Genomic DNA, 20716 nt, shown 5'->3' with positions numbered 1-20716 from the left:
CATCTCCTATTACAAATTTTCATGTTTTTCACAAAATATAATTTATTTTTCCTGAACTTAATACTGATAATGGTTTGCAAACAAAAACAAATAGGCCGCTATATAGCTTTTAATTAATATTATCATATTGAGTATCAAAAGTAAATAATTTTTGATTAAAAATTATTTACTTTTGATACTCAATATTTTATTTCAATGTAATTTTCTATTTAAATCATTTTCATATACTATATACATTCTTCGTTCTATGATGATATACTAAATTTATGTATGATTATTATGCCAGCCTGATGTTATAAAATATGTGCATTAATATTGTGAACAAAAATAATTTTTATACGATCAAAAATATATCATGACTATAATGTGAGGAGAAACTATAATGTCTACACAAAAAGAACGCTTGGAATTTATAGTAAAAGAAGTAAATCAGTCGGGCGAAGTCAGTGTGTCCAAATTAAGTCACAGGTTCGACTGTTCAGAAGCCACTATAAGAAATGATATAATCAAACTGGACCAAAAAAACCTAGTAAAGAAAGTTTATGGCGGAGCCGTAAAACTACTCGAAGATTTCAAAATAGAATTTCAAACGGGAGAAATTTTTCAGCATAAAGAAAAAAAAATAAGAATAGCTGAAAAAGCCTATTCTTATATAGGAAATATGGACTCTATTTTTATTGACGACTCAACCACTGCGTATTATCTTGCAAAATATATATCCCAAAATAATCAAAAATCTATCTCAGTTGTTACAAATTCAATAGCAACTGCGGCCACATTATCTAATCTGTCTTATATTGAGCTTTTTATGCTGGGAGGGCATGTCATCGGTACCCCGCCGGCCACACTCGATAATATATCCAAAAATGATCTTGAACAATTTTATGTAAATAAAGCTTTTGTTGGAACCAATGGTATAGATTTTGAATACGGCCTAACTTCAATTGGTCTCCCGCAAAAAAACATCAAACAAAAAATCATAAGTATTGCCCGGCACACTTATGTTCTTGTTGACAGTTCAAAATTTGGCAATAGAAGTCTTTTTCCTGTTTGCTCTGTTGCCAAAATACATAAACTAATAACAGATACTGACATCAGCGAAAAAGATTTGGCTTTTGCCAAAAAAGAAAAAATTAATATTGACTGTGTATAAATCAGCAGATAATGTTTAACCTGCATGCACACACCATTTCACCCTAAAAACTATCCACATATTCCCTGGAAATCCGATGATGTATTTGCTTATTTAGAAGTAACATGTTATTTTGATTTAAGTTTGATCCAAAATAGAATAGAATAAACAGAGTAAAAGCCATCGTACAATCGGAAAAAGAAAAAACCGTTGTTCGATGGTTAGTTGTATCATATAGTTGTTTTTTATATTTATAGGCCCTGATTTTCGATGCTTTTCTATAAAAGCGGCTTTGTATACGACACCAGTTCGAGATTTTTCTCGAACTGGTGTTTTTTTATACTTCCACGCCCCTCTCCATTCATCAACCTATAACCCCCTGCGTAACAATTCACAAACATATGATATCTTTTGTAATTAATGAATTCCTTTCGGTTGCAAAAAAACATAAATTTCTTAATCTAACAAAGATTCAAAAAACTTTATGTTATCTTTTCATCATATCAGTGAAAATACTTTCATTGCTGCTTTCACATTTTCTTTTATACCGTCCTGCCCCATTTTAACAATATCATGATAAAATATTTTTCTGCCGCCCGCTTCCTCCACCCCCCTCTTCACTGCCTCAGCCCCGGACATAGCTCCGTATGTGTAATAATTGATTTTGGTTATACCGTTATATATTGCGGTTCTGAAATCCTCATCGGATACTCCCGACCCGCCGTGCATTACAAACGGAACATCAATCTTGGCCTTAATTTCGGCGATACGCTTCAAATCAAGCTTGGGTTCTGTCAAATACACACCATGCGTCGTGCCGAAAGAAATAGCCAGCGCGTCTACTTTCGTGGTATCTACAAAATCCCTTGCCATTGCCGGATCAGTATAGCAGTCCTCAAGCGACTGAAAATCCTCTGCTCCGACCGCACCGCGTCCTTCTCCGCCGCCCACGGCCGAAGTAAATACGTGTCCCAGCTCCGCTTCCACAGAAACATTTACGCTATGGGCTATCCGCACAATTTCACTGGTTTCCCGCAAATTTTCCTCATAGCTCTTTTCCGACGCATCGTACATGACCGATGTAAAGCCCAGGCGTATTGCCCGCATGCACATTTCAAAGCTGGCTCCGTGGTCGAAATGAACGGCTACGGGCACACTGCTCTCTTTAGCATACATCAGCATGATCGGTCCTATTTCAGACAGCGGAATATAATTTTCATGCACCTCGGCGTGCTGCAGTATGACGGGTACGCCAAGCTCTTCAGCAGCCGCGGTCACGCCTCTTATTGATTCCAGATTGGGGACGTTGAAAGCCCCTACCGCATATTTTTTTTCCTTTGCTTTGCGTAATATATCAGATAAATTTACCAGCATTTTCTCTCCCGGCTTTCATGAATTATTCTTAGAAATCGATCACTACTCTGAATTTATCGCCCCTGCAGGCCGACTCAAAGGCCTCCTGCACTCTTTCCACAGGATAAACCTCACTTATAAACGGTCTTACATCAATGATTTTATATGACAGCAGCCGGACAGCTTTTATAAAATCCCGTGTATTGGAATTGGCGGTTCCCATGATCTGTACGGCACTTTTATGCACCCAGTCGGCACTGAAGGTAAGCGGCTTATCCGGATAAAATGAGCTGTAGAGCACCAGTCTGCCGTTATTGGCAAGGCATTTTCTTGCTTCCTCCACGACCTCGCCGATCGGTGTAGTATCAAATACCGCCTGAGCCTTCACACCCCCGGTGATTTCGCTGACTCTCTTTTCAAGATTTTCAGCCACGGGATTGATCGCATATTTGGCGCCTAATTCCAATGCCAGCTTAGTTCTTTCCTCATTGGTATCCGAAACGATGACAGCCGCCCCCTTCCGCACAGATAAGAGCACATGCAAAAGCCCCATTATGCCGCAGCCGATCACCACTACCACTTCGCCCAGCTGAATGTCGGCAGTTTCCACACTGTGAATAACGCAGGACAGCGGTTCGGTGATAGTTGCCTCCTGGGCGGAAATCTTATCATATTTAAATAGATTCACCGGATCCACCAGTAAATGCGAGCTCATCCCGCCCATTCCTCTGTGAGGCAGACCGTCCAGCTGCTTGCTGTGATCAAAATGGGGGCAGTTTTGTTCATTGCCAGTTTTACAGCTGAAACAATTATGGCAGGCCAGCGTCACTCCAACAGCTGCCTTATCATTTATATGCCATTGCTCCCTATTCACTTTATCACCCATTGCAATGATTTTCCCAACCATCTCATGTCCGCCGATAAAAGGAAATTCCACTTTTTTTATTCCCAGATATACACGCTGCTCCCATGTACAGATAGCGCAGGAATCCACTTTTATCAGTATCTTATCAGAAGGCACCTGTGGTATTGCACATTCTTCCACATGAACTTTCTTCACATCCGTAAATACAACTGTCTTCATTTTTTCCATTAAGCCTGCCTCCATATATTTTATAATATTCCCAATGCCCCTCCCACAGCGCCAATTATTATCAATATCCCCATTACAGTCGTCGCCTTCATCTGCCGATTTTTCAGCATGTACAGTGTCAGCAGTGTCACCGCGAGCGGCAGGATTCCCAAGAACAGTTTATCGAACACTGCCGTCTGCACTTCCATTTGCAGCGCCCCCAGTACTATCACAGCCGGGGATTTCACCGATACAAACTGAGCCGACAATGCACCGAGAACAATAGCCCCCATGCAGGAAGCTCCTGTTATTATCATTTTTATCTGATTGCCGCCGAGGATTTTTTCTATACCGTCTTTGCCAAGCTCATACCCTTTCATCCAGCACAAATATGCCACCGGAAACATTATTCCAAACATCAAAAGAGTATACACCAGAGGTCCCAGCAAATTTCCTTGTGAGCCTATGCTTATACCGAATGCCAGCAGTATTGGTGTCAGAGTCCCCTGCCACAATGTATCGCCGATGCCTGCGAATGGCCCCATCAGACCGGTCTTCACTCCGTTTATAGCTTCGTCCGTGACCGGTTCTCCATTGGCCCGCTCTTCCTCCATTGCCAGAACGATCCCCGGAATTATACCGCCGACATGCGGTTCTGTGTTAAAAAACTGCATATGGCGCTTGATCGCTACTATATATGCCTCTTCATCGTCACCGTAAAGTTTTTTTATTATATGCTTATAAGCAAAAACCAGACCTGTTGCTTCAAGACGTTCATAATTATAATTGGCATGGGAAAAAAAAGTCCAGCGCCAGAAAGCTCTTACAATATCACCTTTGGATAATTTTTTACGCTTTTCCGCCATATCAAAAATCCTCCTCATCGTCATCAGCCACACCTGCCGCACCAGCAATCTCAGCCGGCGGCTGGTTGCTCAGCACAGTATAAAAATAAGCGATTACGGCGCCGAGCACCGCCACGGCAATAACCGGCAGCTTCAAATAAACCACAAATACGAAACCGGCCATAAAGAACAACAAGGTTCCCGGTCTGCCTATGGCACGCAGATTCATTGCTATCCCCAAAGCCGGCAGCAGCCCGCCGATGACTTCGAGTATATGCAGCGGCGTTCCTGTCAGATTGGCGATGATTCCCTGTACTGCCTCAGACCCGAAATAAGTGGCGACAGCAGCCGGCACCACGCATAGAAAAAACATCAGCAGCTGCGGCGGGACCACATGCAGAAAACATATTTTATCCAGATCCCCTCGTTCGGCAGCCTTATCAGCCATATGAACAAATGTCACATCAAGCGTCATATGCAAGACCCATATCATAGTCCCTAAAAGTCCCAGCGGAAGTGCTATTGTTACAGCTGCGGCCGGTGAAACTCCTGCCGCAAGCGCCCATGCCGTTCCGACTGTCCCCGCCAGCCCCGGATCCTGCGGCGCCGTTCCGCCCGCCGATATAAACGCAACATAGGGAAGATTTATTGCCGCTCCGATAATACAGCCCTGGACCGGATCACCCAGAATGAAGCCCACCAATGTTCCCGCGACCAGCGGTTTGTACACGACACTTATGCTGCCCAGCAGGGACAGCCACGGTGTCCCTATATTTCCCAGATAATAAACAATACCTATTGCCACTGCCTGTCCGGTCGATATAGTCATATTCCTGCCTCCTATCATAAAAAATCCTTACAGCATGCCCGATATATCCGTCTCGCTGTCCTCAGCGATGATTCTTACATGAATTTTTGATCCCTTCACTGTAAGCTCTTTAAGCATGGCCTTTTCTTCCTCCGACATTGAAATATTTTTATAAAATTTTTTTCTTTCTCCCGTCACCCCCATACCGCCTATATTAACAGAATCAAATACTATTCCCTGCTTCATTAAGCCATATAATGTTTCCGGATATTTGATAAGCACGATGCATCTATCACCGGCAAAGCCTTTTTTCAGCCGGACCGCTGCTTTCTCCACAGAAAATGTCGCCAGCTTCACATTTGCCGGAATACATGTTTTTAATACACTTTTTATAAAGGGATCTTCCGCTACCTGATTATCAATAATCATTATTTTATTGGCACTTGTATAATTAAGCCATGACGTCATGACCTGCCCGTGTATCAGCCTGTCATCAATTCTCACCAATGTTATTCCCTCAATATTCATTTTAAATTCTCCTTTCTTAATTTTCTTTATATTTAATTTAAAAATCAGCGCTGCTTTCCTCCTCAACCATCATTTTCTGTGCAACAGCATTCAATGACACAATCCCAGAAATCCCGGCAGTGCGGCATTTTTCAGCCAGCTCCCATACGTCGGTATTACCGCGATTCATAACGGCCTCAAGCACCATCGGCATATTTACTCCCACGATGCATGGAAAATTTTTCATTTTCATGCATCTGAGCATAGCATTGGACGGTGAACCGCCCAAAAAATCGCATAAACCTATAACGCCATCTCCCTGGTCCATTTCCTCCAGATAATAAAACACCTTTTCCTCAAATACGGTTATCCCGTCCCCGTGATTCAGCCCTATCGTTTTTACGTTCTCGTGGGTCCCCGTGATGAGCTTTACCGCGTTAATAACCCCTTGTCCGAAATCAGCATGAGTAGCAATTAAAATACCTATCATTTTCCAACTCACCTCAAAAAATTTTTAAAATTTGCGGTCAACCATTTATTTTGCGCACTGAAGTCAGCTTCACCAGGTTCGTATACGGCTTTCTATTCAGTCAAGCACAGCCGCAGGACAAAATTGCCTCCGCTGAGATTCACACAAAGACTCATCTGTACAAAGTCAAATTGAAGCAGTACTGATCTGACCTGAGCCAGATTATTCCAAGATCGACCGGGACATCGTTATCCAAATGGGCCAGCTGCTCTCCATACAGAACCGGTGTTTCCCTGTCTATTCCCAGCAGAGCGCCCCGCTTGCAGCCTATGCTCCTGGCCACATAATGCCCCTTTATAAATTTTATCTTATGCTGTGATGAACCTTCCACCACTGAGAACAAAGTTTTCCTGTTAAAATCATTCCTATCCGCGTTCGGACACAGAACAGGATTTATCCAGTTTTCCATGAAAATTGCCTTATTTCCGTTGATCAAGCGTATGCGTTCCAGATAAAAAACTGCATCACCTTTTTTTATCTGCAGTTTTTTTGCAATATCTTCATTTGCCTTCTCAAAGCAGGCCTTAACTACTTTTGTCTCATAATCGATTCCCATGCGGTCAAGCGACTCCGAAATTGACAAAAAACCGTGCCCATTGGTTCCCAGCGAATAGGACACATTACTGTCAGCCACAAAAGTGCCCTTCCCCTGTATTTTCAATATCAAACCTTGTGTAGCTAAAGTTTCAACCGCTTTTTTTATTGTGCCTCTGCTTATCCGCAGAATATCCATCAGCTGATATTCGGAAGGAATACTTTCGCCTGCCTTCCATATGCCCGCATAAATATTTTCTCTTATCCAATCAGCTATCTGCATATATAAAGGCACTACGCCATTCTTTTTAAAGTCCAGCATCCTGCTTACCCCCATGGTTTATCAGTTATATACAACTATGAACGACTATATACAACTATATACAAGTTATATTATATATTCATTTACTGCTTTTGTAAATACCGTTGTAAAATATTTCGGAAAATTCTATTTTATTTTTTTTGCAACGCACTCTATATTAATTTATAGGAATGGGCAGAGGTCATATTCCAGCCTATGATTTTTCTGGCAAAAAGATCAAGGTCAATGCACAGATAGTTTTGAACCTGCCATTGACCTTGATGTAGGTAAATAACTGACCCAAGGAACAATCCACATCCGAGTTGAAACCTTGATTAAGAGGCCTTACACATAACCCATCCTAAGAGTTCTTCAAGTTTTGTGTAAACACAAAGCTAATATAAATTTAAATATCTCTTTCTAAAAAGTGTTCTTCAAAATAGATATCCAGTTGTGCTCTTATTTGATTCCAGGCCTGCCGCCATCCAGTCCATTTTTTAGTAATGTCCATCACATTACCAGATAGAGAATTTTTAAGAGGCTGTCATCTGAAGCGAAAATTGTCCTTGATTTAGTGACTTTTCTAAGCTGCCGATTAAATCCCTCTATGGTATTTGTGGTATAAATAAGCCTTCTGATCTTTAAAATGATCAAGTCCAGTTAATGCTGTTTCTTCTGTTGGTGTAGCATACACAAACTTTAGATCTGCTATCAGAGCTTTTTATATATATTTATAAAATATGAATTTTATCACTTCTCTGCCATTGAATTATACTATAGTGTACAAAGTCCATCGGTATTTTAGATTTTTTGGATATTTATTGTTAAGTTCATTACAAATTTCATCATTTTAATATTGCTTGACGGTAAATATCCATAAATGCGCAAGAGTATGTAAAATCAATATACAGCTGCCAATCCTACTTATACAATTTTTCTTCAAAAGTGCAATACACCAACAATAGTTCTCAAGCTGTCCCTTACAGATATAAGTCCGCAGACAGTTAATAATGAAGGTTTATATAGATGATCTATATAATTTAAATAGGCACCTTGCAATTACGGTAATATTATTGTATCATTATATTGCTAGGTACCTATTTATAAATGGAAGGAAATTTTATTTATGGAAGATGAAAAGCAAAACACTACTGATCTAATAATTTCTGTCAATGAATTATTACCTGTATTCACAAGATTTATCAAAATGTATCAAAGAAGTCTTTACAAATTAAAACCACCTTTTGTTCCCTATCAAGGACAAATACGTGTATTGAATGTCATTGCTGATAACGATGGTATATTATTTAAGGAACTTATGGAATTACTCGACATCAGATCGGCCTCATTGTCTGAGCTTTTAAATAAATTGGAGAAAGCTGATTTAATAAGGAGAGAAAAAGATATTGCGGATAAGCGCATAACACATGTTTATTTATCTACTTCAGGTAAAATAATCGTAAAAAATTCACAAAATCAATTTAATCCTGCCGAGTTACTATTCGGTGAATTATCATCAGAAGAAAAAATATCTTTTTATAATATAATAAAAAAACTCTGTGCGTCTTGCGAAGCACAATTGATTTTAAGCGACGAATTTGATGAAACCAGACCGCTTCCTCCTCATTTAAAAGATCATTTACCTGGCGCCCCCTTGCCCCATATACATGATCATCCGACTTTACATGTAAATCCATCATGTTCTCCACATAAGAAAAATTTAGATGGTGACGATTGATTTATTTTTTAATCGTACAGAAAGGAGACTATAAAATGACTTTAAAATTTACTGTTCTATCGTCTTTGCTTAGAAATCAATTTAATAAAAACATCGTTTTTTCAATTTCATTGCTAAGTGCTATTTTTACTTCTATGATAAATCTGCCTAAGTTAGAATACATTAATTTCAATGTAATTATTTGTCTTTTCGAATTAATGATCGTAATAAAGATAATAGAAGAATGTGGGATGCTCAAGTACATTGCTGTAAGAATAGCAAGTAGTTGCAAAAACCACCGCAGTTTGACACAAGCACTTTGTCTTATTTCCTTTTTTACCTCTATGTTCATCACAAATGATATTGCCATACTCACTATAATACCTATTTTAATTGTAATTTCTCAACGCAGCAATTATCCTATTATTTTTCCCTGCGTGTTGCTGACAATATCAGCAAATTTAGGCAGTAGTATTACACCAATAGGAAATCCTCAAAATTTGTTCATCTATGCATATTACAAAATGAATTTCTTAAATTTTTTGTCTTTATTATTTCCCTTCTTTTTATTAAGTCTACTGCTGTTAATAAGTCTTACTTTTATTATAAAAAAAGAATATATCCAAATATCTATCCCTGCAAAAGAAATTACAGATAAATACTTTAATTTTTCTTTAATTTCATTATTTACTGTCCTGATTATACTCAGCATGTCCAACACTAATTTTGCAACCTTTACTGTTTTTAGCATAATCATAATCACATTATTGTCCAAACGATCTTTACTCACAAAACTTGATTATCGTTTGCTTTTAACTTTTTTATTTCTATTCGTTGCAATCGGAAATATTTCCGCTATGCCATTGGTAAAAATGTATTTGCCATATTTGACGCATACTGCTTTTCAGACATATTTATTGGCTTTATTTTTAAGTCAATTAATAAGTAATGTTCCTTGTACAGTCATGTTGGCTCCTTTTTCAAACCATTTGCAGGCTCTACTTTATGGTGTTAATGTCGGTGGATTAGGAACACCTATTGCCTCACTGGCTAGTATAATAACATTCACACTATTTAATAATGCTCATCCTCAAAAAAGCGGTGCATTGATCAAAGCTTACTCTATACTCAATTTTTCCAGTTTAATTATACTGGGCAGTTTGTTTTATATAATATTATTATATTTTTGATTTTTTCCTAAATCGCAATAACAGGCTGTATGCTCTAATGAGATTCCAGCAAATCCAATCCATATATAACATATCGAGAAACATATTAACAAATTTATTCTATGTTGGATATATTGTAACAATATCTATTTATGCATTTATATTCACAAATCAAACGTTGTGTCTTTTTATACTATATCAATGACTGCAAACCTAAAGAGGGAGGCCGCTACTTATAGAACGGCCTCCCTCTGCATTGCTGCGGGAACAAATTCCAGATCACTATTTCATTTTTCTATCAGGACTCTTCTTGTTCCTATAGGACATAAAATAGATTGCTGTTCCTGTCACGGCAATTGCAATAGCAATACTTCCAAATGCTATCATTCTATTATCTATTGATTCATATAGACCGAACAGCCCGAAAAAAATAAAAACTATTGCAGCGGCCCATTTGACTGTGCGCTCCGGAATCTTTTTCCCCAGAACAATGCCTATAATAATTCCCAGTCCATCGGCCAGCATCATCCCTGTGGTACTGCCTATCCATACTGGGAGCAGTGTGTTGAATTTTGCTGAAAGAGCTATTGTAGCCAATTGTGTTTTGTCTCCCATCTCTGCCATAAAAAAAGCAATCACAATTGTCCAAAAAGGTCCATATCGAGATGCATTTTCTTCTCCATTTAATTTATCACCTCTTATCGTCCATAACCCAAATACTATAAACGAAACAGATGCAGCGATTTGAATATAATGTATCGGGATCAGCTGTGTAAGATAATTCCCGATAAGCACCGCAAAAAGATGATTGACAACGGTAGCTGCAAATACTCCCCACATTACAGTCTGCCAACGATACCTCACAGCAAATGCCATAGCCAGGAGCTGTGTCTTATCTCCCATTTCTGCCAAAACCACAAAAGCCAGCGAAGCTAAAAATGCTGTCATTCCTTCATTCCTCCAATAATTTTTCTCTCTATATATAAATAAAAAAACGAGACCCCCGGTGTGATAAAAATCACGCCGAAAGTCTCGCTAATCAGCATTTGCTAACGATAAGGCCAGGTAAAATACCAGTTTGTTGACCTCATCTATTTAAGCTACTCCCTTTTGGACATTAGTGGTAGTATAACCTATACCAATACCATTGTCAATATACACAAATTTTTATTTATTGGCCATGGCATCAGACTTTTGTATAATATGCCGATTACTTAAAACTGTTATTCTATTTTTTTTACTTGAGCACAAACGGCATCTGCCAGTTCTTCCTGCCATCCGCAGTCAAATATAAGCTGCAGCAGCCCATATCTGTTACGCAATTCCTTTGCATAGATAATACCGTTTCTGAGCATTTCCGCTGTCACATCTATCTGCTCCGGATGATATGGTGCATTTATATTTTTCATGCGCTCAATCATTTTGTCAACGGATGGAAGATTTTCCGTCAATTCAATAATTTCCCGTTTATGTTTTCCGATCATAATAAGACGCTTAGCCACATTTTCATCAGCATTTTTTCGTACCCGATTTTCAAGGGCTATCACACTCGGCGCCGCAGGACCATATACACGCCGTATGTTTTCCTCCCATCTGTTTTGATCAAAGTGTGGTTTAGCAAATTTTACTGTATTTTTAAGTTTTTCAGCTGTTTTTTGATACAAAAGCAATGCTATTATTGTTCCCACACCTACTTTTGTCCCATGATGCACGCCTTCATGCCCGTGCTGCAGGAAAATCATTTCCCAATAATGTGACATATGATGTTCACTGCCCGAAGCCGGACGTGAATTACCGCTGTAGCTCATATCTATCCCTGCCAGAATCAAGCCTTCCATTACGGCTCCCACTGCTTTTTCATCACGTTCTTTTATGCCGTTGTCAGCTGCCGCAGCTACATCCGCCACTGCACTGTACATCATGTCAACCAATTTTGAACAATAATATTCATCATTTACTATGTGTGCCAGCTTCCAATCGGTGAGACATACATATTTGCCGAAAATATCTCCTATCCCTGCAGTAATCAGATGCATCGGCGCATTTTTCAGAACAGCTGTATCGGCTGCGATCACTGCCGGACGTCCCATATTTTCATAAGTTGTTTTTAAATTATCAACCATGAGCGGTGCGACATCAGAAGCATACCCGTCCATTGATGGTGCAGTGGCAATTATAAAATAGTCGGCCTTTATGGTGTGTGCCGTGAATCGGCACAGATCATTAATAACCCCCGATCCTATTCCCACCAGAAGATCGCATCCGTTTGGTATATGCGTTATGATCCTGCCCGCCGCCAGCTCATCCGGAACAATCTCATGATCAGAAAATATATATTTGTCATAAGCAATACCATTTTTTTCCAATATTCCGTAAACTTTTTCTCCGGCAGCTTTTTGTGTATTAATATCAGCAATAACACAAATCTTTTTGTATTTTTTTTCCTTTACATATTCCGCTACTGCAGAGATCGCATCGTGACCTACATGTACATGCCGCATATCACATTCATGTACTTTCCCGCAGTCGCAATCTATTTTTTTACCTATATAATCGTTCCATGTGCGCAATGAAATCCCTCTCTTCGTTTATTGCAAGCATAATTGATCGCCGCTGACATAAATCTTCCGTTCAGAAATGCGGTCCTATTTCAAAATATCCCCAGACAGCCTGTTATAATACCAAATAAAATCAAGGCACCCATCATTTTTATCGGCGATACTCCCTTGCGTACATAATGCAGAACAACTAAAGTCAACACCAAAGGTATCAGCCCCGGCATCAATTTGTCGAGCAGATCATGCTGTAAGCTGAACGCGGCACCCCCGCCCAATTCAAAATTCAAATAGAATTGAAGAGGTATAAATCGTCCCACCAGTCCGCCCATTACCATCGTTCCTAAAAGTGAAGCTGCTTCAATGACTCTATTGACCTTGCCGCCTGACATTATTTCTTCAACAGCTTTTCTGCCATATTTATAGCCGTTAAACCACATATTATAAGAAATTCCTGTCATTATGACAAATTGTGCTAAGAGGAAAATTATCGGCCCCGCGATATTATTATTATTTGTTATGCCGATACAGATGGCCAGCATGATCGGTGTAATAACACCTTGTGTCAAGGTATCGCCGACTCCGGCCAGTGGTCCCATCAGACCCGTTTTTATCCCGTTAAAGGCCTCGTCGGTTATAGGCTGCCCGTTGGCACGTTCCTCCTCCATTGCCACAGTCACACCATGTATAACAGAACCGCAAATAGGTTCTGTGTTGAAAAAAGACATGTGGCGTGTTATCCCCTGCTTTTGTTCTTCTTTATCCTGCGGATAAAGTTTTTTCATTATGGGCAGCATCGAATGGGCAAAAGCAACTGCCTGCAACCGTTCATAATTGTAATTCGATTGAGCGAACATAAACCAGTTCAGCCATGATTTTCGCACATCTGCTCTTGTAAGTTTATTGCCATCCATTAGGCATTTCCTCCCTTATCACCGCGATAATTTACGGCACTTATTGTAAGTGCGATAACTATACCTATGATTGAAATAATGATAATATCCATTTGGAAATAAACCGAACATAATATACCTAAAACAAAGAACGGCATCGTAAAACTATTGCCGATCAGCTTCAGATTCATAGCGATCCCCAGTGCAGGGAGCATCGCACCGATTACATTGAATACATGCAGAATATTTGGCGTCAGCAGGCTGAGCATGCCGTTCACAGCTGTAGGTCCGTAATAAACAACAAGCGTTGCGGGAATAAAACTCATTACAAATAATAATATCTGCGGCGGCACTATATTTATAAATGCAACCATATTCAAATTTCCTTTTTCCACTTCCCTGTCAGCCCAATGCACAAAAAATGAATTTACCGTCATTTTAGCTATCCACAAAACAGTTGCAATCGTTCCCAAAGGAACTGAGATAGCCATTGCCGTTCCTACGTCAAGATTCGATGCTATAGCCAAAGCTGTCCCCACATAACCCGCAAAGGAAGGATCTCCCATCTGGGCTCCACCGGCTGATATAAATCCTAAGTAGATAACATTTATACCTGCGCCGATCAATGCGCCTTCCATTGGCTGTCCCAAAATTATCCCCGTTACAAGTCCTGCCAAAAGCGGCCTGTTGAAGGTGAAAAAACCGACATAAGTCAGCCACGGACTCCACGAAAGATAATAGAATAATCCTATCAAAGCTGCCTGAAGCAATGTCATTTCCATTTTTGTACCCCTTTCTTTTTAAAAGAAATTTTGAATATCTTTAGGTGAATCGTCCGGCACTATCTGGACTACCACATGAACACCCTTGTCTATAAGCTGCCTGAAGCAGTCTTTTTCAGCCTCTGAAATGGAGATATTGCGGTAGAGCTGTTTACGGCCTTTTGTCGCCCCCATACCGCCAAGATCAAGTTCTTTTATTTTTACCCCCTTATCCATAAGAGCCTGCACCGTCACAGGTGTCTTCACAAGCACTATCACTCTTTCTCCGGTATCATCCTGTTTTAATATTTCTGCCGCCTGCTCTATAGTGTGTATGCCTATTTTGAAAGATGCCGGAGCAGCCATTTTAATTATTTTTGACATAAAATCATCATTAGCCACCCCATCATCTACTACCACAATACGATTTCCCTTGGTAACCTTCGCCCATGCGGTAACCACCTGTCCATGTATCAGCCTGTCATCGATCCTTGTCAATACAATGTTTAACATAATAGCATTTCTCCTTTAATCTTTTGCTGATGATAACTCTTCGAATAATTCTTTTATACCTTCCCTGCCTGATTTTATACAGTGTTCTGTCAGCCCAGATAAATCATAACTGCTGCGCATCGTCAGTGCTTCAAGAAGCATCGGAAAACTCAATCCCGTGATACACTTATACGGCACATTTATGCTTGAACTGGCAATGGCTGCTGCATTATATGGACTTGCACCAAACAGATCAGCAAAAACAAGTACACCTTCCTTTTGATCCAGCTCTTCGATCTCGTTTTTTACTTTACCGCAAAATTCTGTAATATCATCTCCTCTATGCAGACCCAGCGTCTTTACTCTTTCTACAGTTCCCAATACCAATTCGGCACTTTTAAGCATGGCTTTCCCGAAATCTTCATGAGTTAAAAGTAAAACTGCAATCATTTGAACTCCTCCCTGTGTTGCTGTCTCGCTTACTATATAAGCAATATGCATGCCAATACACATTAAAATGTGTATTGGCATGCTAAAAATATCCACATTTTATATACGTTTAAATGTTTTATTCAGATTTTTCTTTTTATATGGATTATCCTAAAATTTATTAATTTTAATACAGATTATTATGTTATAATTATCCGTATTAGCTATTATTTTGATCTGTATTAAGAAATAAAGGAGTTTTTTATATGCATTATTCACGCAAACAAAAAATATTGCATATTCTCAAAAAGCACGGAAACACTGTCCTCGAAAAACTTTATCCCGGAATATCGCCCCAGCTGGGCTGCACTACCATGGATATTGCGGCTGCCACCGGTATATTGCGGAATAATGTGAGTATGGAACTCAACGCCGCCCTGAAGCAAAATCTGGTAATAAAAATAAATGGCAAGCCTGTCATCTATATTGAAAAAAATTTGCTGGAAACCGCCTATAATACACATCTGACCGCAAATGTTTTCAACAGCTTCTCCGCTCTCGAAAACTGCCTGCATCTCTCTGCCGCTGATACATCACCTCAGTCATTATCCGTCGGTGACATTTCACTTATACCGTCAGCAGATAAAGACACCATACCGGCCAGCACACCACATGATGTTTTTGACAATCTGATAGGAGTGACCGATGATCTTTATACCCAATCCAAACAGGCAAAAGCAGCTGTCCTGTATCCGCCCAACGGTCTTCATACTCTTATAACAGGACCTACCGGCAGCGGTAAAACTACTTTTGCCAATATAATGTACCGCTATGCGATAGAAATGAAAACATTATCGGAACATGCTCCCTTTATAATTTTTAATTGTTCCGATTACGCGGAAAATACACAGCTGCTTTTATCTCATCTTTTCGGACATATAAAAGGTGCCTTCACCGGTGCCTTTAAGGACACTACCGGTCTCGTCGGGCAAGCCAACGGCGGTATTCTTTTTCTTGATGAGATACATCGGCTGCCCCCAGAAGGACAGGAAATGCTTTTTTCACTCATTGATCACGGCAAATATCGTAAACTTGGCGAAACGGAAAGCTACCATGAAGCGAATGTACTAATTCTGGCAGCCACGACAGAAAATCCCCAGTCAGCTATACTCAAAACATTTTTCCGCCGTATTCCCATTCTTATTACTTTGCCTGAACTTAACGAACGTCCTCTAAAAGTGCGCATGAAACTTATCAATCATTTTTTTCAGACTGAATCGAAAATTATAAAAAAACCGCTTGTCGTTTCCAAAGAAGTTTTAAAGGTACTTCTTACCTACAAATGCAGCGGCAATATCGGTCAATTGCATAATGACATTCAAGTCCTGTGTGCCAATGCTTTTATAGAAAATGTATTATCATCAGGTTCAGGGGATAAACAAAATATAAGCATAAAATTATCGCAGCTGACTGATAACTTGAAAAATGAATTTTTTCAATCGGCATCCAATCGTCAGGAACTTTATAAAACTTTTAATTTCAATGATATTAAACCTATTATTTTCGACGGTGATAATGATCAGCTAAGCGATCTGCTGCTCAAAGATGACTATGCTGTCGATGCTGGTTTTTATGAATACATTCTTAAAACAGCTCAATCTTTTTATAATGATGGTATCGCTATAGAAACCATAAAGGAAAAAATCCATTCTAAACTGCATCACTACAAAACCGTAACCAATGACAGTCAAAAAGTAAAAATCGACAAAGATATTCTTAATAAAATAGTCAATACTGATCTGACAAACATAATAAAAAAACATCTTAATCCCAGTGAAATTACTATTGCTGACAATAAAACAATCTACAGTCTGGCACTTCATCTTGAACTGCTTAAGGACAGACTGGAAAATGGTCAAGCCGCAACAGGTATCAATGCTAACGAAATAACAGCCAAACATCCTAATGAATATAAGCTGGCAAAAATGATATGCACTGATGCGGCCAGCTTGTTCGATATAGTAATACCGCCAGAAGAAACAGCCATTATCGCTTTATTTTTATACACCATCAAGCAAAACAAGTCTGCTGCTCTTCCTATAATTGTTATCTGCCACGGACGCAGCACTGCCAGCAGTATGGTTGAGGTTGTAAAAACATTGATAGGGAACTCGGAAATATACGCTATAGATATGCCTCTTGATGCCAAGGTCGACACTATTCTGACACTCGCCGCGGGGTTGGCCGAAAAACTTCATTATGAGCGTGGTATTCTGATTCTTGTCGATATGGGATCATTGATAGATTTTGGCGATATGATCACTGCAAAAACAGCCATTCCCATAAGAACCATCAGCAACATTTCTACGCCTCTTTTACTTGAGGCTGCACGGCGCTGCCTGATGCCTGATATTACATTGGATGCTATTGTAAAATTACTCAATAATCAGCTTGCTTATGCATCTGAGCTGTCTTCTGAGCTTAATAATCCCCCGCTTTTTTCCTGGGCCTCGTCCATAGATGCCTGGCTGCTAAACAAAATAATCACCGCTCTAGCCGATATCGCTACTTTTATTGACGTAAAAAAAGCGACAGACCTGCTGGGCCAATCGCTTAATGATATATTAAAAAATTATAACCAACCGCTCAATGAGCATATATTTGTAAAATTTATTTTTCATTCAATTTGCATGCTTGAACGTGTTATCCGCAAAGAAGAGCTTCCGTACAAAAACTATGACAAATTAAAGTGCGGCCACGAAATGCTTTTTAGCACAATCCGAAAAAGTTTTATTGTCATAGAAGAGACATACGGAATAGCAATACCTGATACCGAATTATCCTATGTCGCAGAAATGTTTCTTCTGATTTTGCCTCAGAAACTGCAGGCATAAATTACAAACTACGAAATATAATAAAAATATATAAGATATGCTAAAATAATAAGCAATGAATTTTAATGTTTATAAATCAAATAATATCATGGGAATTGCCAATATTTATCAAAATTGTAAAACAACGACGGAAATTCAGGCGGCAAATAAGAACTATTTTCTGAAAGAATGCAAAAAGCTTGATGCCTGAAGTGAAGATAAAAAATCAACGTTGAATGAAGAAACCAAGAATTTGGATAAACTAATCAAGGAGAAGATTGAATGATGAGTGGAAAGCATCAACCAGCCCAAGGAGAAATCCTGATTTATCAGACGGAGCTCGGAGATACTAAAGTTGATGTGTATCTCAATCAGGATACGATATGGATGAGCCGGGTGAACATAGCAAGACTTTATGCCACGACGCCGCAAAATATTTCCATGCATATAAAAAACATCTATCATGATAATGAATTGAAACAAGAGGGAACTAGTAAGGATCACTTACTAGTTCAATCAGAGGGAACACGTGATGTTTCACGGCGAACAAAATTCTATAATCTTGATATGATTCTGGCTATCGGCTATCGGATACGTTCCTCTGTTGGTATTCAGTTTCGCAATTGGACGAGTAATATTCTCAAGGAATATATGAAAAAAGGGTTTGTCATGAATGATGAACGGTTGAAAGATCCGCAAAAGTTCGGACAAGATTATTTTGATGAATTACTCGAACGGATTCGTGATATCCGGGCATCAGAAAAGCGTTTCTATCAAAAGGTACGAGATATCTATGCACTATCTGTGGATTATAATCCGTCTCTAGCGATAACCAAAGACTTTTTTGCATCGGTTCAAAATAAGATGCTATATGCCGTAACAGGAAAGACGGCTGCTGAAATCATTATGGAACGTGCTAATGCGCATAAGGATAACATGGGCCTGACTTCCTTCAAGGGAGCAAAAGTTCGTAAAGCAGATGTCGTGATCGCAAAAAATTATTTGCAAAAGGACGAATTTGAAGATTTGAATCGCATTGTAACGATGTTTCTGGATCATGCAGAGGATCTTGCTCGTCATGGTCAGGTGATGACTATGCAGGATTGGGCCGTCAGCGTCAATGAATTCTTGACTTTCCGTCATCGGAAAATTTTGCAGGACAAGGGAATTATATCGCATGAAGCTATGGAGTGTAAGGCTTTAGAAGAGTATGCAATCTATCATGTCCGACAGCTGCAGCTGCCGGAGAATGAAGATATTAACTTATCAGATTTACCGAAGAAAAAACAGTAAACGTTAGAACAAGGAGTGCCGGAAAATTTTTGTTACTTTTCGTAATTGGCGGTTGAAATTTTCAATAGCATTGGTGGATCTTTGAAATATGACAATACCCGCCTGCTTCATTTTTGAAGCGATTTTACCAGGTCATTATCCGTATAAATATCCGCCGGAATATTTATCCCGCGTTTTCTCAAATCGTATGCCATTTGTGCAGCCAAGGGCGGTTCGAGCCCTAACTCTCTTATCTTCCCGCTGTTGCGAAATATTTCACGCGGTGTTCCGTCCGCAGCGATTTTTCCATTACTCATTACCACTATTCTGTCAGCAGATACTGCCTCATCCATAAAATGTGTTATCAATATCACTGTCATGCCATATTTTTCACGCACAGCACAAATTGCCTCCATCACGGCCTCCCTGCCGGAGGGATCAAGCATCGCCGTCGGCTCGTCAAGCACCATATAATCCGTCCGCATGGCCAACACACCGGCTATGGCAATAAGCTGTTTCTGCCCTCCTGAAAGAAGATGCGGTGCAAGATTTCGTTGTTTTTCCATGCCTATCGCCTTGAGGCTTTCTGTAACTCGTTTTTTTATTTCTTCCGGCATTATTCCCAGATTTTCCGGTCCAAAAGCAACATCATCTTCAACAATGGCCGCTATTATCTGATTATCCGGATTCTGAAAAACCATACCCACTTTTTGCCGGATCTGCCATATTGACGCTTCGTCCTTAGTATCAAGTCCATTCACTGTACACGATCCCTCTGATGGCAGTAAAAGTCCGTTAAAATGTCTGGCCAGCGTGGATTTTCCTGAACCGTTCATGCCGATAACAGCAACGAATTCTCCCTTATTTATTATCAGGTTTATATTATCGAGTGCCTTTTTTTTCTTATTATCTGCCTGTACATATTCATAAGCAAGATTTTTTACTTCAATTTTATCCATCTTTGTCTCCCGTCCGCCATAGTCATCATGATGCTTTTTAATTCTTGCTGCTGTATATACCAATTATTTTCTGCAATTTTATACTCTATTTTACAGCAATAACTGCTTCTGTGCCATAATCATCACCCATTATCTTTTTATATCTGCAAACGTATAACTGTAATTTATCACTAATGTCTTTGTGATAAGATCCTAATTTTTTGATAAAGTCTTCTCTCTATTGACATTTTTTTTGCCATATGCAACAATGTCGATGTAGAATTTATTATGTTGATTTATTAAAATCCATAAACTAATATAATAGATCTATTATTGTCTAAGGAACAGGTGTCAGCGACTTAATAGAGAATCCGGGAAAAATAAACCGGAGCTGTCCCGCAGCTGTGATGCGGAGTAACCTGCAGGGACCATTGAGGTATTAACCTTGAGAAGGTGCAGGACGCAATGAAGCAAAGCCAGAAGAACTGCCTGTTCATCAGTCACCATACCGTAAATTTATGTATGCGGTACACCTA

General features: G+C 39.4%; 20 protein-coding genes and 1 riboswitch. Of the genes, 5 read left to right on the top strand and 15 right to left on the bottom strand.

From position 1 onward, the window contains the following. Window positions 1-382: 382 nt before the first annotated feature. On the top strand, window positions 383-1153 hold the full coding sequence (locus tag NXG61_RS06040) for a DeoR/GlpR family DNA-binding transcription regulator (RefSeq protein ID WP_196605019.1): 771 nt from the start codon (window positions 383-385) through the stop codon (window positions 1151-1153). Between the two features lie 477 nt (window positions 1154-1630). Here NXG61_RS06040 and NXG61_RS06035 read toward each other — a convergent pair whose 3' ends face one another. The 8 genes from NXG61_RS06035 to NXG61_RS06000 form a co-directional block, all read right to left on the bottom strand. Further along, the gene (locus NXG61_RS06035) at window positions 1631-2506 is read right to left on the bottom strand and encodes a class II fructose-bisphosphate aldolase (RefSeq protein WP_196605020.1); all 876 of its coding nucleotides are present in this window, start codon (window positions 2504-2506) and stop codon (window positions 1631-1633) included. Window positions 2507-2534: 28 nt separating this feature from the next. Beyond that, window positions 2535-3578 carry a zinc-dependent alcohol dehydrogenase gene (locus tag NXG61_RS06030; protein WP_307224901.1) on the bottom strand — a complete coding sequence of 348 codons (1044 nt, stop codon included), beginning with the start codon at window positions 3576-3578 and terminating at the stop codon, window positions 2535-2537. A 20-nt stretch (window positions 3579-3598) separates the two neighbouring features. Next, window positions 3599-4423, bottom strand: a complete 825-nt coding sequence (locus NXG61_RS06025) for a PTS system mannose/fructose/sorbose family transporter subunit IID (protein ID WP_307224899.1) — start codon at window positions 4421-4423, stop codon at window positions 3599-3601. Window position 4424: 1 nt separating this feature from the next. Next, entirely contained in the window at window positions 4425-5231 is an 807-nt protein-coding gene (locus tag NXG61_RS06020) for a PTS mannose/fructose/sorbose/N-acetylgalactosamine transporter subunit IIC (RefSeq protein WP_196605023.1), read from the bottom strand. A 27-nt stretch (window positions 5232-5258) separates the two neighbouring features. Further along, window positions 5259-5738 (bottom strand): PTS sugar transporter subunit IIB, encoded by a 480-nt coding sequence (locus NXG61_RS06015; protein WP_196605024.1) that lies wholly within the window; start codon window positions 5736-5738, stop codon window positions 5259-5261. A 37-nt stretch (window positions 5739-5775) separates the two neighbouring features. After that, on the bottom strand, window positions 5776-6207 hold the full coding sequence (locus NXG61_RS06010) for a PTS sugar transporter subunit IIA (protein WP_196605025.1): 432 nt from the start codon (window positions 6205-6207) through the stop codon (window positions 5776-5778). A 151-nt stretch (window positions 6208-6358) separates the two neighbouring features. Continuing rightward, a complete protein-coding gene (locus NXG61_RS06005; RefSeq protein WP_196605026.1) occupies window positions 6359-7102 on the bottom strand; it encodes a GntR family transcriptional regulator in 744 nt (247 codons plus the stop codon). A gap of 489 nt (window positions 7103-7591) precedes the next feature. Then, window positions 7592-7735 carry a transposase gene (locus NXG61_RS06000; RefSeq protein WP_370871685.1) on the bottom strand — a complete coding sequence of 48 codons (144 nt, stop codon included), beginning with the start codon at window positions 7733-7735 and terminating at the stop codon, window positions 7592-7594. Window positions 7736-8207: 472 nt separating this feature from the next. Between NXG61_RS06000 and NXG61_RS05995 the strand changes: the two genes are divergently transcribed. Together NXG61_RS05995 and NXG61_RS05990 are read left to right on the top strand one after the other, a co-directional pair. Beyond that, a complete protein-coding gene (locus NXG61_RS05995) occupies window positions 8208-8819 on the top strand; it encodes a MarR family winged helix-turn-helix transcriptional regulator (RefSeq protein WP_307224896.1) in 612 nt (203 codons plus the stop codon). Window positions 8820-8854: 35 nt separating this feature from the next. Next, on the top strand, window positions 8855-9988 hold the full coding sequence (locus NXG61_RS05990) for an SLC13 family permease (protein WP_307224894.1): 1134 nt from the start codon (window positions 8855-8857) through the stop codon (window positions 9986-9988). A gap of 261 nt (window positions 9989-10249) precedes the next feature. Here the strand turns inward: NXG61_RS05990 and NXG61_RS05985 are convergent, their stop codons facing one another. The 6 genes from NXG61_RS05985 to NXG61_RS05960 all read right to left on the bottom strand — a co-directional run bounded on the left by NXG61_RS05985 (window position 10250) and on the right by NXG61_RS05960 (window position 15118). Beyond that, window positions 10250-10915, bottom strand: a complete 666-nt coding sequence (locus tag NXG61_RS05985) for a TMEM165/GDT1 family protein (RefSeq protein WP_196605029.1) — start codon at window positions 10913-10915, stop codon at window positions 10250-10252. A gap of 275 nt (window positions 10916-11190) precedes the next feature. Next, the gene (locus tag NXG61_RS05980) at window positions 11191-12537 is read right to left on the bottom strand and encodes a sn-glycerol-1-phosphate dehydrogenase (RefSeq protein ID WP_231038617.1); all 1347 of its coding nucleotides are present in this window, start codon (window positions 12535-12537) and stop codon (window positions 11191-11193) included. Between the two features lie 80 nt (window positions 12538-12617). Continuing rightward, window positions 12618-13436 (bottom strand): PTS system mannose/fructose/sorbose family transporter subunit IID, encoded by an 819-nt coding sequence (locus NXG61_RS05975; protein WP_196605030.1) that lies wholly within the window; start codon window positions 13434-13436, stop codon window positions 12618-12620. After that, a complete protein-coding gene (locus tag NXG61_RS05970) occupies window positions 13436-14197 on the bottom strand; it encodes a PTS mannose/fructose/sorbose/N-acetylgalactosamine transporter subunit IIC (RefSeq protein WP_196605031.1) in 762 nt (253 codons plus the stop codon). Before NXG61_RS05970 ends, NXG61_RS05975 begins: the two co-directional genes overlap by 1 nt. Window positions 14198-14215: 18 nt before the next feature. Then, window positions 14216-14689, bottom strand: a complete 474-nt coding sequence (locus tag NXG61_RS05965; protein WP_196605032.1) for a PTS system mannose/fructose/N-acetylgalactosamine-transporter subunit IIB — start codon at window positions 14687-14689, stop codon at window positions 14216-14218. Between the two features lie 15 nt (window positions 14690-14704). After that, the gene (locus NXG61_RS05960) at window positions 14705-15118 is read right to left on the bottom strand and encodes a PTS sugar transporter subunit IIA (RefSeq protein ID WP_196605033.1); all 414 of its coding nucleotides are present in this window, start codon (window positions 15116-15118) and stop codon (window positions 14705-14707) included. 245 nt (window positions 15119-15363) lie between these two features. Between NXG61_RS05960 and NXG61_RS05955 the strand changes: the two genes are divergently transcribed. Beyond that, window positions 15364-17991: a sigma-54-dependent transcriptional regulator gene (locus NXG61_RS05955; RefSeq protein ID WP_307224890.1), complete on the top strand. Its 2628-nt coding sequence runs from the start codon at window positions 15364-15366 to the stop codon at window positions 17989-17991. Between the two features lie 261 nt (window positions 17992-18252). Further along, complete coding sequence (locus NXG61_RS05950; RefSeq protein WP_196605035.1) at window positions 18253-19263, top strand: virulence RhuM family protein; 1011 nt, start codon at window positions 18253-18255, stop codon at window positions 19261-19263. A gap of 107 nt (window positions 19264-19370) precedes the next feature. On the opposite strand, the gene NXG61_RS05945 is transcribed toward NXG61_RS05950, so the two are convergent. Then, window positions 19371-20201 carry an energy-coupling factor transporter ATPase gene (locus NXG61_RS05945; RefSeq protein ID WP_307224888.1) on the bottom strand — a complete coding sequence of 277 codons (831 nt, stop codon included), beginning with the start codon at window positions 20199-20201 and terminating at the stop codon, window positions 19371-19373. Between the two features lie 308 nt (window positions 20202-20509). Then, a riboswitch (cobalamin riboswitch) is annotated at window positions 20510-20687 on the top strand. Window positions 20688-20716: the final 29 nt, after the last annotated feature.

It is taken from the genome of Pectinatus haikarae (assembly GCF_050916305.1).
Lineage (GTDB): Bacteria > Bacillota > Negativicutes > Selenomonadales > Selenomonadaceae > Pectinatus > Pectinatus haikarae.
This window is presented reverse-complemented; position numbering and strand designations above follow the sequence as displayed.

Excerpts from the sequence above, each read along its gene's own strand:
- NXG61_RS06040 (WP_196605019.1), top strand. The coding sequence starts at position 383 with ATGTCTACACAAAAAGAACGCTTGGAATTTATAGTAAAAGAAGTAAAT.
- NXG61_RS06035 (WP_196605020.1), bottom strand. The coding sequence starts at position 2,506 with ATGCTGGTAAATTTATCTGATATATTACGCAAAGCAAAGGAAAAAAAA.
- NXG61_RS06030 (WP_307224901.1), bottom strand. The coding sequence starts at position 3,578 with ATGGAAAAAATGAAGACAGTTGTATTTACGGATGTGAAGAAAGTTCAT.
- NXG61_RS06025 (WP_307224899.1), bottom strand. The coding sequence starts at position 4,423 with ATGGCGGAAAAGCGTAAAAAATTATCCAAAGGTGATATTGTAAGAGCT.
- NXG61_RS06020 (WP_196605023.1), bottom strand. The coding sequence starts at position 5,231 with ATGACTATATCGACCGGACAGGCAGTGGCAATAGGTATTGTTTATTAT.
- NXG61_RS06015 (WP_196605024.1), bottom strand. The coding sequence starts at position 5,738 with ATGAATATTGAGGGAATAACATTGGTGAGAATTGATGACAGGCTGATA.
- NXG61_RS06010 (WP_196605025.1), bottom strand. The coding sequence starts at position 6,207 with ATGATAGGTATTTTAATTGCTACTCATGCTGATTTCGGACAAGGGGTT.
- NXG61_RS06005 (WP_196605026.1), bottom strand. The coding sequence starts at position 7,102 with ATGCTGGACTTTAAAAAGAATGGCGTAGTGCCTTTATATATGCAGATA.
- NXG61_RS05995 (WP_307224896.1), top strand. The coding sequence starts at position 8,208 with ATGGAAGATGAAAAGCAAAACACTACTGATCTAATAATTTCTGTCAAT.
- NXG61_RS05990 (WP_307224894.1), top strand. The coding sequence starts at position 8,855 with ATGACTTTAAAATTTACTGTTCTATCGTCTTTGCTTAGAAATCAATTT.
- NXG61_RS05985 (WP_196605029.1), bottom strand. The coding sequence starts at position 10,915 with ATGACAGCATTTTTAGCTTCGCTGGCTTTTGTGGTTTTGGCAGAAATG.
- NXG61_RS05975 (WP_196605030.1), bottom strand. The coding sequence starts at position 13,436 with ATGGATGGCAATAAACTTACAAGAGCAGATGTGCGAAAATCATGGCTG.
- NXG61_RS05970 (WP_196605031.1), bottom strand. The coding sequence starts at position 14,197 with ATGGAAATGACATTGCTTCAGGCAGCTTTGATAGGATTATTCTATTAT.
- NXG61_RS05965 (WP_196605032.1), bottom strand. The coding sequence starts at position 14,689 with ATGTTAAACATTGTATTGACAAGGATCGATGACAGGCTGATACATGGA.
- NXG61_RS05960 (WP_196605033.1), bottom strand. The coding sequence starts at position 15,118 with ATGATTGCAGTTTTACTTTTAACTCATGAAGATTTCGGGAAAGCCATG.
- NXG61_RS05955 (WP_307224890.1), top strand. The coding sequence starts at position 15,364 with ATGCATTATTCACGCAAACAAAAAATATTGCATATTCTCAAAAAGCAC.
- NXG61_RS05950 (WP_196605035.1), top strand. The coding sequence starts at position 18,253 with ATGATGAGTGGAAAGCATCAACCAGCCCAAGGAGAAATCCTGATTTAT.
- NXG61_RS05945 (WP_307224888.1), bottom strand. The coding sequence starts at position 20,201 with ATGGATAAAATTGAAGTAAAAAATCTTGCTTATGAATATGTACAGGCA.